Origin of the sequence: Vibrio plantisponsor, assembly GCF_013041605.1 — a bacterium.
GTDB classification, from domain to species: Bacteria; Pseudomonadota; Gammaproteobacteria; order Enterobacterales; family Vibrionaceae; genus Vibrio; species Vibrio plantisponsor.
Map to the genome: position 1 here is coordinate 1 of NZ_JABEQC010000010.1, position 14,836 is coordinate 14,836.

Annotated in this window: 12 protein-coding genes and 1 tRNA gene; 3 read left to right on the forward strand and 10 right to left on the reverse strand. The window is 44.7% G+C overall.

What is annotated here, in order from left to right; translation table 11 throughout:
- Window positions 1-4 precede the first annotated feature (4 nt).
- Window positions 5-89 (reverse strand) — tRNA-Tyr (locus tag HKI82_RS14495).
- A 286-nt stretch (window positions 90-375) separates the two neighbouring features.
- Between HKI82_RS14495 and HKI82_RS14500 the strand changes: the two genes are divergently transcribed.
- Window positions 376-1,434: an efflux RND transporter periplasmic adaptor subunit gene (locus HKI82_RS14500; protein ID WP_102940308.1), complete on the forward strand. Its 1,059-nt coding sequence runs from the start codon at window positions 376-378 to the stop codon at window positions 1,432-1,434.
- Window positions 1,434-4,541 (forward strand): vibriobactin export RND transporter permease subunit VexH, encoded by a 3,108-nt coding sequence (gene vexH / locus HKI82_RS14505; protein WP_171138394.1) that lies wholly within the window; start codon window positions 1,434-1,436, stop codon window positions 4,539-4,541. Before HKI82_RS14500 ends, vexH begins: the two co-directional genes overlap by 1 nt.
- Before the next feature lie 97 nt (window positions 4,542-4,638).
- Here vexH and HKI82_RS14510 read toward each other — a convergent pair whose 3' ends face one another.
- The gene (locus HKI82_RS14510; protein ID WP_042486501.1) at window positions 4,639-5,238 is read right to left on the reverse strand and encodes a YitT family protein; all 600 of its coding nucleotides are present in this window, start codon (window positions 5,236-5,238) and stop codon (window positions 4,639-4,641) included.
- A gap of 347 nt (window positions 5,239-5,585) precedes the next feature.
- Between HKI82_RS14510 and glyA the strand changes: the two genes are divergently transcribed.
- The gene (gene glyA / locus HKI82_RS14515; RefSeq protein ID WP_171138395.1) at window positions 5,586-6,836 is read left to right on the forward strand and encodes a serine hydroxymethyltransferase; all 1,251 of its coding nucleotides are present in this window, start codon (window positions 5,586-5,588) and stop codon (window positions 6,834-6,836) included.
- 103 nt (window positions 6,837-6,939) lie between these two features.
- Here the strand turns inward: glyA and HKI82_RS14520 are convergent, their stop codons facing one another.
- The 8 genes from HKI82_RS14520 to mrdA all read right to left on the reverse strand — a co-directional run bounded on the left by HKI82_RS14520 (window position 6,940) and on the right by mrdA (window position 14,834).
- Entirely contained in the window at window positions 6,940-7,272 is a 333-nt protein-coding gene (locus HKI82_RS14520; RefSeq protein ID WP_042486494.1) for a hypothetical protein, read from the reverse strand.
- 136 nt (window positions 7,273-7,408) lie between these two features.
- Window positions 7,409-8,374: a lipoyl synthase gene (lipA, locus tag HKI82_RS14525; RefSeq protein ID WP_102940238.1), complete on the reverse strand. Its 966-nt coding sequence runs from the start codon at window positions 8,372-8,374 to the stop codon at window positions 7,409-7,411.
- A complete protein-coding gene (gene lipB, locus HKI82_RS14530) occupies window positions 8,371-9,039 on the reverse strand; it encodes a lipoyl(octanoyl) transferase LipB (protein ID WP_171138396.1) in 669 nt (222 codons plus the stop codon). The genes lipA and lipB overlap by 4 nt, the downstream gene beginning before the upstream one ends.
- Before the next feature lie 190 nt (window positions 9,040-9,229).
- Window positions 9,230-9,508 (reverse strand): DUF493 family protein YbeD, encoded by a 279-nt coding sequence (gene ybeD / locus HKI82_RS14535; protein WP_102940236.1) that lies wholly within the window; start codon window positions 9,506-9,508, stop codon window positions 9,230-9,232.
- A gap of 269 nt (window positions 9,509-9,777) precedes the next feature.
- Entirely contained in the window at window positions 9,778-10,953 is a 1,176-nt protein-coding gene (locus HKI82_RS14540; RefSeq protein ID WP_102940235.1) for a serine hydrolase, read from the reverse strand.
- An 88-nt stretch (window positions 10,954-11,041) separates the two neighbouring features.
- Window positions 11,042-11,830 (reverse strand): septal ring lytic transglycosylase RlpA family protein, encoded by a 789-nt coding sequence (locus HKI82_RS14545; RefSeq protein WP_102940234.1) that lies wholly within the window; start codon window positions 11,828-11,830, stop codon window positions 11,042-11,044.
- The gene (gene rodA, locus HKI82_RS14550; protein ID WP_102940233.1) at window positions 11,830-12,951 is read right to left on the reverse strand and encodes a rod shape-determining protein RodA; all 1,122 of its coding nucleotides are present in this window, start codon (window positions 12,949-12,951) and stop codon (window positions 11,830-11,832) included. The genes HKI82_RS14545 and rodA overlap by 1 nt, the downstream gene beginning before the upstream one ends.
- Window positions 12,951-14,834, reverse strand: coding sequence for a penicillin-binding protein 2 (gene mrdA / locus HKI82_RS14555; protein ID WP_102940232.1), 1,884 nt, complete (start codon window positions 14,832-14,834; stop codon window positions 12,951-12,953). The genes rodA and mrdA overlap by 1 nt, the downstream gene beginning before the upstream one ends.
- Window positions 14,835-14,836 lie beyond the last annotated feature (2 nt).

Consider the following 14,836-nt stretch of genomic DNA (forward strand, 5'->3'; position numbering starts at 1 on the left):
AATATGGTGGAGGGGGACGGATTCGAACCATCGAAGGCGGAGCCGGCAGATTTACAGTCTGCTCCCTTTGGCCACTCGGGAACCCCTCCAGGGTGTTTTCCTAATCTTTTACAAGAGAAGGCTTAACTGACGTTTTCCCAACACATCAATCAAGTGCGGAGCGCATATTATCAAACTCGGACTTGGTGTAAACCCTTTTTTTGTCTTTTTGAATTGAATGCTGGCTTTTTGGGCAAAGATGGCCGTAATTCCCCATTTTCTTTTTGAAATAGTGGTTTGAAAAGGAGATGGAAATATCAAATTTACGTTCCTTTACGTTTCCACGTGCTATAACTCGTTATAATAAAAGTTCTTTCTTATATGCTGATGTGGTTTATGAAAAACGTTTCGATTCTTTCTGCTGTTCTTGCTACTGCCTTATTAAGTAGCCAAGGCGCTGTCGCTGCGGGGCCAAGAAGTGCACCTGCTATCTCTGTCGTCACTGATTTAGTGCAGGTTCATCAAATCTCTCAATCACTTTCTTTAGTTGGCAAACTGGAAGCTGAACAGTCAGTCATTATTTCGCCAGAAGTGGCAGGAAAAGTAGACGTTATTGCGGTCAAAGCCAATCAGGAAGTAAAGAAAAATCAATTATTGGTGCAGTTGTCTGACGAAAAAGCTCGAGCTTCTGTCGCCGAAGCTAAAGCGTATTTGCGTGATGAAAAACGTAAGCTGGCCGAATACGAGCGTTTGTTAAAGAGAAGCGCCATCACTCAGACTGAAATTGATGCTCAGAAAACCAGTGTTGATATTGCTCAGGCGCGCTTAGAAGCGGCAGAAGCGAACTGGAATGATCTTCATATCAAAGCCCCTTTTGCTGGCAATGTAGGTTTTATCGATTTCAGCCGAGGCAAGATTGTCAGTACCAGTACTGAACTGATGACGTTAGATAACCTTTCATTAATGCAGTTGGATCTTCAGGTTCCTGAACGTTATTTGTCGATGCTTTCTAAAGGCATGAAAGTGGTTGGGACAACCCATGCTTGGCCGGGCAAGACATTTGAAGGTGAAGTGGTTGGTATCGATACTCGTGTAAATACTGAAACGCTGAATTTAAGAGTGCGTATTCATTTTTCCAATGCTGGTGGTTTACTTAAACCAGGAATGTTAGTTTCAGCGAACTTAGCTTTCCCAGCAATTGAAGCGCCGATTATTCCGGTTCAGGCTCTCGAATACTCTGGCACCAAGCGTTATGTTTATGTTGTGAACCAAGAAAACAAAGCGGTTCGAACAGAAGTGCTTCTAGGCGCTCGTGTTGAAAACCAAGTGGTGATTGAGCAAGGGCTAGAAATTGGTGAGAAAGTGGTTGTTCAAGGCATAGTTAACATGCGTGATGGCGCTAAAGTGTCCGAAGTGACCGCAGAGGGCCTGCCAGTGAACAAGGATGACAACTAATGTTGATCTCTGATGTTTCTGTAAAACGTCCAGTTGCCGCGCTGGTTTTAAGTATGCTGCTGTGCGTGTTCGGTTTTGTCTCTTTTACTAAGCTTGCTGTGCGAGAAATGCCGGATATTGAAAATCCGGTAGTTTCTATTTCAACCCGATATCAAGGCGCTTCCGCGACCATTATTGAAAACCAGATTACTTCTGTTCTGGAAGAACAATTAACGGGTATCAGCGGCGTCGACGAAATTACATCAGTGACTCGTAACGGTTCGTCGCGTATTACAGTCACTTTCAATCTTGGTTATGACCTGAATACTGGTGTCAGTGATATTCGTGATGCGGTAGCGCGGGCACAGCGCTCCTTGCCTGAAGGGGCGGATGACCCACTGGTGTTTAAGAATAATGGTTCTGGCCAAGCGTCTATGTATATTAACTTGAGTTCATCGACGATGGACCGAACTCAGTTAACCGATTATATGGAACGAGTTCTGGTTGACCGCTTTAGCCTGATTTCGGGTGTCAGCTCTGTGGACGTCTCTGGTGGTTTGTACAAAGTCATGTATGTGCGATTGCAACCAGAATTGATGGCGGGGCGGGGTGTGACCACTTCAGATATTTCAGCCGCATTACGTCGTGAGAATATCGAAAGCCCGGGAGGTCAAGTTCGTAACGATTCTACGGTCATGTCGGTTCGTACCGCTCGAACTTATCAAAAGCCGCAAGACTTCGAGTACCTAGTGGTTAAACGCGTTAACGGGGCGCCGATTTATCTCAAAGATGTGGCTGATGTATTTCTTGGCGCTGAGAATGAAAACTCGACGTATAAAACAGACGGTGTCGTGAACGTGAGTATGGGGATTGTTCCTCAGTCAGATGCTAACCCGCTGGAGGTGGCGAAACGGGTTCATCAGCAGGTCGATAACATTCAGAAATTCCTGCCTGAAAACACCAAGTTGGTGGTGAACTACGACTCAACCATCTTTATTGAACGCTCTATCGAAGAGGTATACAGCACCCTATTTATTACTGGTGGTCTGGTTGTTTTAGTGCTCTATATCTTTATCGGTCAGGCTCGCGCGACATTGATCCCTGCTATTACTGTACCGGTATCCTTGATCTCTTCTTTTATAGCTGCCTACTACTTTGGCTTCTCTATTAACCTCATCACCTTGATGGCACTGATTCTGTCCATTGGTCTGGTTGTGGATGACGCTATTGTGGTGGTGGAAAACATCTTCCACCATATTGAGCAGGGCGAAAAACCTTTGCTTGCTGCCTATAAAGGCACTCGTGAAGTGGGCTTTGCTGTTATTGCCACGACCTTAGTGTTGGTGATGGTGTTCCTGCCAATCTCCTTTATGGATGGAATGGTCGGTTTGCTGTTCACTGAGTTCTCGGTTCTGCTGGCAATGTCGGTGATTTTCTCGTCATTGATAGCACTGACCCTCACGCCTGTGCTGGGCAGTAAGATTCTTAAAGCAAATGTGAAACCGAATGGCTTTAACCGCTTTGTTGATAAATTATTCGCAAAGCTGGAATCGGCTTATCGCACTATGCTGCGTTTTGCTTTGCGCTTTAAATGGTTTGCTCCTCTAGTCATTCTTGGCTGTATTGGTGGCAGTTACCAGTTTATGCAAAGTGTTCCCGCGCAACTGACGCCGTCTGAAGACCGTGGGGTTATCTTTGCGTTTGTACGAGGCGCAGATGCAACCAGTTACAACCGTATGTCTGCCAATATGGACTTAGTGGAAGCTCGATTGAAACCTTTGCTTGGGCAAGGCTTCTTAAAATCGTTCAGTATTCAGTCGCCAGCATTTGGTGGTAATGCTGGAGACCAGACGGGTTTTGTAATTATGACGCTAGATGATTGGAATCAGCGCAGCATTACCGCTCAAAATGCACTGGGAGAAGTAAGAAAAGCATTAGCAGGCATTCCCGATGTTCGTGTGATTCCATTTATGCCTGGTTTCCGAGGCGGCTCCAATGAGCCGGTACAGTTTGTACTTGGCGGTTCAGATTATACTGAGCTCAAAGAGTGGGCTGAGAAACTAGAAGCGGAAGCGGAAAGCTCAACCTACATGACGGGCGTGGATATCAACTATTCAGAGAAAACACCTGAACTGGTGGTGACGGTTGATAAACAAAGAGCATCGGAACTCAACATCAGTGTGCAAGATATTTCGGATACGCTGGAGGTCATGCTGGGTGGTAAGGCGGTGACAACCTTCGTCGAGCGTGGTGAAGAGTATGATGTTTATTTACGCGGCGACGAAAACAGCTTTAATAATGCTGCGGATTTAAGCCAAATCTATATGCGTACCGGAAATGGCGATCTTGTCACTCTGGATACTGTGACCAAAATTGAGGAAGTGGCGTCGGCCATTCGCCTGTCGCACTACAACAAGCAAAAAGCGATTACCATTACTGCGAACTTAGCCGATGGGGCAACCTTAGGTCAGGCTCTGGATTTTATGGATCAAAAAGCTTTGGAAATACTGCCAAGCGATATCTCTGTCAGCTATTCCGGTGAGTCTAAAGACTTTAAGGAAAACCAGTCGAGTGTTGCGGTGGTATTCGCACTAGCCTTGCTGGTGGCTTACTTGGTGCTTGCCGCTCAGTTTGAAAGTTTTATCAACCCAATGGTAATTATGTTTACTGTACCTATGGGCGTATTCGGTGGTTTCCTCGGCTTGTTTATTATGGGGCAGGGGATGAACGTATACAGCCAAATAGGTATGGTGATGCTGATTGGTATGGTCACCAAGAACGGTATCTTAATCGTTGAGTTTGCTAACCAGTTACGTGACCGAGGAGTTGAGTTTGAAAAAGCGATTGTGGATGCTTCAGCGCGCCGCTTGCGTCCAATTCTGATGACGGCATTCACTACTCTTGCAGGCTCTATCCCGCTTATTGTTTCTACAGGTGCGGGTTATGAAAGCCGTGTGGCTGTGGGTACGGTTATCTTCTTCGGTATGGCATTCGCTACTGTGGTTACCCTGTTTGTTATTCCTGCAATGTACCGTTTAATTTCAGCGAAGACGCAAGCTCCGGGGCATGTTGAAGCAGAACTGAACAGAGAGTTGGGGCACGATAACAAAGGCCGAACAACTCACTAAGCCCGTTTCCTTGAAGCCAAAATCAAAAAGCCCGCAAAATAGCGGGCTTTCGTTTTTCAGTTCTTGTTCAACTTCGTCCAATTGTCTTTCACGGTGTCTAGATATATTTCACCGAGTAACGCGAAGGCTTATGGTTCATCGCTAATACGATGTTGAGTACAACTGCACCTGCGATAGACAAGATAATAATTGAGGGTGTTAAGAAGAACAGCGAAGTAAACACAATGATGCAGTCTAAAACGAGTTGTGTTTTGCCGACCGAAATGCCGAATTTGTCCTGAATAAACAGACACAGCACGTTAAAACCACCCAAGCTTGAGCGGTGGCGGAACAATATCAGCATACCTAAGCCTGTCAGTAGGCCGCCAGCTAGAGCGCAGTAGGCGGGATCAACGTGTTCGATAGTGATGAAGTTCGATAAGTGATCAGTAAAGACTGAAACCAAGGCGCAAGAGATAGCTGTGTTGACCGAGAACCTAACCCCGAAGCGTTTCCACGCGAGCAGGTAGAATGGCATATTGACAAAGAAATAGAGTGCGCCGAAGCTCCAAGGGAATACATGCGTCAGTAAAAGTGCTAAACCCGCAGTACCACCTGTGATCAAATTGGCTGCTTTGAGAAAAAATAGTCCCTGAGACACGATAAAGGTGCCAGTGAAGATCGCTACCCAATCTTCCTTCCGTGAATGTGTTTCCATTTAAGATGCCACTAATTGCTAAAAAATAAGTAATTGGTAAAGAATAAGTGGATACTAATTAAAACCTGATCTTTTCGGTAGCTAGCGAACAAAAATTAGGGTAAACCTATGTAATCCCAAATTTACACAGTGTAAAGAAAATGTAGACACTCATCTTAAATGCGCAAAAGATGAGCGGTGTTGTCAATCAACATGAAAAAACTGCATGATAATTTCTGTAATTTGGGCTTTATGATATAAATCAAATTATGTAGAATGCGCGCCATATTACGGTGACGAAAACGTTTGCTTTTGGTCGTTGTGTGGTTTTTTGCTACTTTCAGTCAAATCTGAGTCAGGAGATACAGATGCTTAAGCGTGATATGAACATCGCTGATTATGATCCGGAGCTATACGCTGCCATTCAGGAAGAAACTCTTCGCCAAGAAGAGCACATTGAACTTATCGCTTCAGAAAACTACACCAGTCCGCGTGTAATGGAAGCTCAAGGTTCTCAGCTAACAAACAAATACGCTGAAGGCTACCCTGGCAAGCGTTACTACGGCGGTTGTGAGTACGTTGATAAAGCGGAATCTCTAGCAATTGACCGTGCTTGTCAGCTATTTGGCTGTGAGTACGCTAACGTTCAGCCACATTCTGGCTCTCAAGCAAACAGCGCAGTGTACATGGCTCTTCTAAACCCAGGTGACACTGTTCTAGGTATGAGCCTAGCTCACGGTGGTCACTTAACTCACGGTTCACCAGTTAACTTCTCTGGTAAACACTACAACGTTATTCCTTACGGTATCGACGAAGCTGGTCAAATCAACTACGACGAGATGGAAGCACTTGCTCTAGAGCACAAACCTAAGATGATCATCGGTGGTTTCTCAGCTTACTCTCAAATCGTTGATTGGAAACGCATGCGCGAAATCGCTGACAAAGTAGATGCTTACTTGTTTGTTGATATGGCACACGTTGCAGGTCTGATTGCTGCTGGCGTATACCCAACGCCAATCCCACACGCACACGTTGTTACTACTACAACTCACAAAACACTAGCAGGCCCACGTGGCGGTTTGATTCTTTCAAACGCTGGTGAAGAGATGTACAAGAAGCTGAACTCAGCAGTGTTCCCTGGCGGCCAAGGTGGTCCTCTAATGCATGTTATCGCTGGTAAAGCGGTAGCGTTCAAAGAAGCGATGGAACCTGAATTCAAAGCTTACCAAGAGCGTGTTGTTAAGAACGCAAAAGCAATGGTTGCTCAGTTCCAAGAACGTGGTTACAAAATCGTTTCTAACAGTACTGAAAACCACCTGTTCCTTGTTGACCTAATCGACAAAGACATCACAGGTAAAGAAGCAGATGCAGCTCTAGGTGCAGCGAACATCACTGTAAACAAAAACTCAGTGCCAAACGATCCTCGTAGTCCATTCGTAACTTCTGGTATCCGTGTTGGTACACCAGCAATTACTCGCCGTGGTTTCAATGAGGAAGATGCGAAAGCATTGGCTAACTGGATGTGTGATGTTCTAGACAACATCAACGACGAAGCGGTTATCGAAGCAACAAAACAAAAAGTGCTTGATATCTGTAAGCGTCTACCAGTTTACGCTTAATCGCTTGAACATATGGAAAAGGCCTGCAATGCAGGCCTTTTTTACATCTCTAAACTGGCGAACTCATTGACTAAAGAAAATCGCCATAGAACTGTGGTTAGTTCTATTTAGCCATACTGATCAAAGTGCCGGATTTACATTTGAACATGTAGTATTTGTTGCTTTCGGTAAACTTACCTAAGCCTTCACCATCACAATATTCAATATTAATCTCGCGCATCACTTCGAGTGTATCTTCACTTGCCAGAGCAAACTTAGAACCATCTGAACAGACAATGCGAACTTTGCCATCGTCGCTGACAGAGTAGATATCGACTTCTGTATTACATAACTCGAAAGAAGCTTCGCGGAAGTTGTCTGTCTGAGAGTTCGAAGAACAACCGGCTGTAATTGCTGCTGTTGTCAGAGCGAAAGCAAGCATCGTTAAATTTTTCATTATCATTGTCCTTCATGATTTAAGAGTCAGTGGTTAGCCTATAAAACTATTTGCATCTATTCAATCATAGACACAAAAAAGGCGACATATCCGAAGACATATCGCCTTTTCATTGATTTAGTTGTTCAAGTATTGATTACTTTACTTCTAAACCTTGTGCTTGCATATCTGCGTGGTAAGAAGAACGCACAAACGGACCACAAGCCGCGTGAGTGAAACCAAGTTCTAGCGCGATATCTTTTAGTTCATCAAACTCTGCTGGTGGAACGTAACGTTCAACTGGCAAATGGTGACGGCTTGGCGCTAGGTATTGGCCTAGAGTTAGCATAGTAACGCCGTGAGCACGAAGGTCTTTCATCACTTCGATGATCTCTTCTTTTGTCTCACCAAGGCCCATCATCAAACCTGATTTTGTTGGAATCTCTGGATGCTGCTCTTTGAATTTTTGTAGCAGTTGCAGTGACCACTTGTAGTTCGCACCCGGACGCGCTTTACGGTACAGGCGAGGTGCCGTTTCCAAGTTGTGGTTGAACACATCTGGCGGGTTGTCTTTCAGCAAGTCCAGCGCTACATCCATACGACCACGGAAATCAGGAACCAAAGTTTCAATACGAATATTTGGATTCAAAGCGCGAATTTCACGGTTACAGTCAGCAAAGTGTTGTGCACCGCCATCACGAAGATCATCACGGTCTACAGAGGTGATAACCACATACTTCAGCTTCATATCACTGATGGTTTTCGCTAGCTTTTTCGGCTCATCGGCTTCAGGAGCAACAGGGCGACCATGGGCAACATCGCAGAATGGACAACGACGTGTACAAATAGCACCTAAAATCATGAAGGTCGCTGTACCGTGGTTGAAACACTCAGCCAAGTTAGGGCAAGACGCTTCTTCACAAACAGAGTGCAGGTTGTTCTTACGCATTGCTGATTTGATGTCTTGGATACGTTGGCTGTCTGCTGGCAGCTTGATCTTCATCCACTCAGGTTTACGCAAGATTTCTTTTTGTTCTGTCGGCATGTTCTTTACAGGAATCAGTGCCATTTTATCAGCGTCACGGTATTTGACGCCTTTTTCCATTTGAATGGGTTTGCTCATACTTTGTTACCGATTGAGGGTGCTTCAGTGCTGAATTCGACATGCTCGTAGCCGAATAGCGGTACGAGTTCTTGGATTAATTGTTGCTCTACTTGGTGGATATCTGCCGGCCCACCTAAGTTGCTCACTTGTACCATTTCCATGCCTTGGTAACCGCAAGGGTTGATTCTCAAGAATGGGGATAGGTCCATATTGACGTTTAACGCTAGCCCATGAAATGAACAGCCTTTACGAATTCGTAGACCAAGTGAACAGATTTTTCTTCCGTCAACGTAGACACCTGGAGCATCTGGACGCGCTGCTGACGAAATATCGTAAGCTTTCAGAGTATTGATAACCAGATTCTCAATGTCGGTTACCAAATCTCGAACACCTAATTTTTTGCGTCTTAGGTTGATCAAAAAGTACACCACTAACTGACCCGGACCGTGATAAGTCACCTGACCGCCACGATCACTTTGTACAACCGGAATATCACCTGTATTGAGCAAGTGTTCAGCTTTACCTGCCTGACCCTGCGTAAATACTGGGTTGTGTTCAACAAGCCAGACTTCATCACGAGTCTCTTCGTCACGCTGATCGGTAAATTCATGCATAGCCTGCCAAACTGGATGGTAGTCTTGTCGACCCCATTGTCTGACAACAAGCTGGTTATCTAGTGTCATATTCCGTCAGTGGTTGTGAAAATTTGGGTGATTATAAACGCCTTAAGAGCGATGAACTACTCATAGAGGGCACTTTTTTGACCATAATTTAAGTAATGTCTTTTTAACATTCTGATATATATAAAGAAAGCAGCTAAGTGCTGCTTTCAAAAATATTTTAATTGATATCGAATTATTTGATTTAGTCCGATTATAGAACCATACGTACAATTTCGATATCACCCAGTTCTTTATACAGGGTTTCCACTTGAACGATAGAAGTGGCAGTAATAGTCACTGATACTGAGTGATAGTTACCTTTCGCACTAGGCTTAACTCGTGGGCTGTAATCGCCAGGAGCATGGCGTTGAATCACTTCAAGAACAAGCTCTGGTAATTCAGGTTTAGCATGGCCCATCACCTTGTAGGTAAAAGAACAAGGGAACTCAAGCAGGTCTTTTAATTTTGCATCAGAGTTGATGGTCAACATATTGGAAACTCCAAGTTTGGCATTCGATTAAGCGGTGCGGAATATTACAGCCTATCGAAGTGGATCTCAAGTGAACAAAAAAGCCGCTTTACTCTTCCTACTTGAAGCTGCAGTGGTGTTGGCTGCATTCGTTCGCCCCAATCACATAGTTATCTATGCTCATGGGGACTCACTTATTTGCCGCCTACCTGCAGTTCCAAGTAGTTTGAGTAAAAAGCAGCTTCCCTGTCAAATTACTAAAATACTATATCCAATTGCTAGAATTGGTATTAGAACAAGCCTTTGAATAGTAGAACAATGTAGTCCCATAGGCGGCTGAACAAGCTACCTTCATTCACATCTTCTAGTGCTAATAGAGGGTACTGAGCAACATCTTCATTGTCTACTTGGTAGTAAAGCTTACCAACTACATCACCTTTCTTAATTGGGGCTTTTAGCTCTTTTTCAAGTACAAAGCTTGCAGTTAGGTTTTTCGCTTGACCACGTGGAAGAGTCACATAAGTGTCTTCATCAACGCCTAGAGCAACGGTTGACTTGTCACCCATCCAAATTTGCTCTTCAACAAAGGTTTCACCTTTCTTATGTGGTGCAACGGTTTCGAAGAAACGGAAGCCGTAACTTAATAGCTTCTTGCTTTCAGATTTACGAGCATTCGCATCTTTAGTGCCCATTACAACGGCTACAAGACGCATCTTACCTTCGGTTGCTGAGCTTACTAGGCTGTAACCAGCGTTCGATGTGTGACCTGTCTTGATACCGTCAACGTTCATGCTCTTATCCCATAACAGACCGTTACGGTTGTACTGAGTGATGCCGTTGTAAGTGAATTTTTGCTCAGAATAAAGTGCGTATTCATCTGGCACATCACGAATCAGCGCTTGACCTAGCAGAGCCATATCGTGAGGTGTTGAGTATAAATTTGGATCGTCTAGACCGTGTACGTTCGCAAAATGGGTGTTGGTCATTTTCAGAGAACTTGCCCAAGCATTCATTAAGTCTACGAAAGCATCTTCTGAACCCGCAATGTGTTCAGCCATCGCTACACAAGCGTCGTTACCAGACTGAATGATAATACCTCGGTTCAGATCACTCACTTTTACAGTGGTGCCGACTTCGATAAACATCTTAGAAGAGTCTGGGAAGTTTTTAGCCCATGCGTTTTTACTAATCACGACATCGTCATTAGGAGAAATATTTCCACGCGCGAGTTCTTGGCCGATAACGTAACTCGTCATCATTTTGGTTAAACTTGCAGGAGACAGCTTTGTGTCCATCTCTTTTTCAGCCAGAATCTTACCTGAATGAAAATCCATCAGAACGTAGCCTTTAGCGGCGATCTGTGGTGCGTCTGGCATAACAATAGGTGCAGCTGCGGCTGTGAATGAGACAAGAGTAGAAAGCGCAGTGGACGACGCCAGAACAGAATTTAGAATCAATTTTTTCATGGTAAATGCGTGTTATTTAGTTGGTTGTGTATATCTTAACAGAAACGACTATTCAAACCAGAGCCGATATGCCTTGGCTCTCCAGTCATTACTGTGCAACTTGGTACTTTTTAATAAATGCGGTTTCGTAACCTAGGGACTTTACACGCTCTAATGTTTCTTGAGTCAGCGTATAGTCAGTAAAAGGACCTAAAACAGCCCTATGGCTACCGTTATCACTATCAATAAAACTTTGCACCGATAAGCTTTGTCCCAAATTTTGCGATAAAGTTCGAACTCTTTCTTCATTTTGTGAAGAAGCGACTTGAATTATATATCTTGGGTCAGACTTTTTAACTACGTTTGTCAGTGGTTTATCCACTTTGATCACTTCGATGGCGACGTTGGCAGTACCTGTTTTTATCACATCTAGCTTGTAAGCCGCCGCATAGCTTAAGTCAATAATTCGACCAGCATGGAATGGACCACGGTCGTTGACGCGCACTATGGCTGTTTTGTTGTTATCAAGGTTAGTGACTTTAACGTAACTAGGTATTGGCAAGGTTTTGTGAGCTGCACTCATTGAGTACATATCATAAATTTCACCGTTGGACGTCAGGTGACCATGGAACTTTTTACCATACCAAGAAGCCTGACCTTGCTCTGTATAGCCATCGGTATTTTTCACTATTTGGTATTTTTGACCACGTAATGTGTAGTCTTTATTGCCCCCACGACTATAAGGTTCATATTGAGGATGGGCATCTTCGATATGCTCGACCGAAATCGGTGCGTTGGGTGCAACATCATCTTTAATGTCGTAGCGGTCGCCTGAGCTCGAACAACCAGCTAAGATCATCAACACTAACAGCGGGAAAAAAAACGCTTTTAATTTCATCAAGTCGCCTTTGAAAATGCTTTTCTGTGCGTGTGAACCGACATTAAGATACCGAAGCCAGCCATTAGGGTAACCATAGAGGTACCGCCATAACTAACCAAAGGAAGTGGAACACCTACTACAGGTAAAATACCACTTACCATGCCTATATTCACAAACACGTAAACGAAGAAGCTAAGAACAACACTGCCAGCCATCATACGGCCAAAAGCAGTTTGAGCATTGCTCGCCAAATAGAGGCCTCGTCCGATAATAAACAGATATACGGATAGAAGTCCTAAGATGCCAATCATGCCCCATTCTTCGGCGATAACTGCAAAGATAAAGTCAGTATGTCGCTCTGGTAAGAATTCTAGCTGAGATTGCGTGCCGTGCAGCCAACCTTTGCCTGAAATACCGCCAGAACCGATAGCGATCTTACTCTGGATAATGTGATAGCCCGCACCAAGAGGGTCGGATTCGGGGTTGAACAGTGTTCGTACGCGGACTTTTTGATATTCCCGCATCAGGAAAAACCACAAGACAGGGATGAAAGCGCCTACGCCAACGGCCGCTGCGATGATGATTTTCCAACTGATCCCGGCTAGGAAAATTACGAAAATACCCGATGCTGCAATCAGTATTGATGTACCTAAGTCAGGTTGTTTGGCAATTAAAATAGTTGGAACCAATACCATCACAATAGACGCAAGCAGCGTTCCAAAACTCGAAGGTAGTGGACGTTTACCCACATAGCGAGCAACCATTAGTGGAACCGCTAGTTTGAGCAGTTCCGATGGCTGGAAACGTACAAACCCCAAGTTTAACCAGCGCTGTGCCCCTTTGGAGGATTCTCCGAAAAAGAGCACGCCCAGCAGTAAAATAACGCCTGCAAAATAGAGCAGGGGAGCTAGGCTTTCATAGGTTCGTGGCGATATCTGGGCTAAGCCAATCATAACGGTTAGTGCCAAAACCATGCGCATGGCCTGACGATCCATCATCGCCATACTCTGACCACTGGCGCTGTACATGACCATAAGAGCAAAGCCAAAAACCGCCAAAATACCAATCAACAAAGGCAGGTCAATGTGAAGCCTTTCAAATAGAGCTCGACTTTGTCCGGTTGAAGGATCCAGTTTCATTATTCTTCGTCCTCTTTAGCGCCCAGTATGATGTGATCGAATATGCGTCTAACCACTGGTGCACCATTGGTTGAACCACCACCGGCGTTTTCTAAAACGATGGTAACAATTGCTTGGGGATCATCTACTGGAGCGAAACCGGTAAACAGTGCGTGGTCGCGTAAATGTTCTGCCAGTTCGTCTGCGTTATATTCTTGTCCTTCCGCTAAGCCGAATACCTGAGCAGTACCTGATTTACCGGCACTTTTGTATTTCAGATTCTGGAAAGCTCGTCTTGCTGTCCCTTTCTTACCGTGGTTAACCAGATACATACCTTCCATTGCCATATCCCAGTATTTCTTTGGCACGCCTGTAATTGGCGGGTAGCTGACATATTCAGCTTCTTTCTGACGAGTAAATTCTTCACCGTTATTGATGGTTGAACGCAATAAATGCGGAGCCCAAACTTCACCGCGGTGAACCAATACCGAGGTTGCCTTGGCGATTTGCATTGGCGTCGCTGTCCAGTAACCTTGGCCGATGCCAACAGGGATTGTATCCCCCTGATACCATGGCGTACGGTGACGGGACATTTTCCATTCTCTGGTCGGCATATTCGCTTTACTTTCTTCGTAAATATCGATGCCTGTGTAATCACCAAAACCGAAGCGCATCATCCAGTCAGACAAGCGATCTATGCCCAAATCGTAAGCAATTTGATAGAAGAAGGTGTCAACCGACTCTTCAAGAGCCTTGATGATATCAACTCTTCCGTGCCCCCAACGTAACCAGTCGCGGAACGGGCGTGTGGTTGAGTTTGGAATCTTCCAATAACCAGGGTCATTTCGGGTGGTATTGGGTGTAACCACACCTTCTTGAAGGGCTGAAACTGCAATAAAAGGTTTCACTGTCGATCCCGGAGGATAAATACCTAATGTGGTCCGGTTAACTAGAGGGCGATTCTTATCGTTTAACAGGCTGCTGTATTCTTTGCCTGAAATCCCGTGAACAAAGGCATTAGGATCGTAGCTAGGGCTTGATACCATCGCCAGAATACCGTTGTCTTTCGGATCGAGAACAACGGCTGAACCTCGTCGACCATCCAGCAGTTTGTGTACATAGAGCTGTAAGTCTATGTCTAGGTTAAGAACGATATCTTTGCCGGGAACTGGCGGAACATACTTAAGCGTGCGGATTATACGACCACGGCTGTTCACTTCGACTTCTTGATAGCCAGCGGTGCCGTGCAGTGTACTTTCGTAATAACGTTCAATACCCAGTTTGCCAATATCACGTGTTGCTTGGTAGTTGGCAACTTGTCCGTCTCTTTCAAGACGTTCAATGTCTTTATCATTGATACGTGAAACATAGCCGATAACGTGAGTCAGGACTTCCCCATACGGGTAGTAACGTTTCAAGCTTGCAGTAACGGTAACGCCGGGGAACTTATGTTGTTGCACCGAGAACTTTGCAACCTCAGTTTCTGTTAACTGAGTCAGTAAAGGTACTGAGTTAAAACGACGAGAGTGGCGACGTTCTTTTTCAAAGGTCGCTATTTTTTCTGGCGTAATGTCGAGAAATTCTTGCAAGCGAGCGATGGTGCCATCGATATCTTTAACTTGTTCAGGCGTGATTTCCAAGTTAAATACAGGACGGTTTTCTGCTAATAAACGCCCGTTTCTATCGTAGATTAAGCCACGATTTGGCGCGATAGGGACGACTTTAATGCGGTTATCGTTAGATCGAGTTTTATAGTCTTGATATTGGTTGACCTGAATGTTGTATAGGTTCGCGATAAGAATACCCATCATGAACACTATGCCAACAAACGATACCACAGCACGGCTTTTGAAAAGCCGTGCTTCAGCAATGTAATCTCTAAACGGGTTACTCTTACGTAACATCG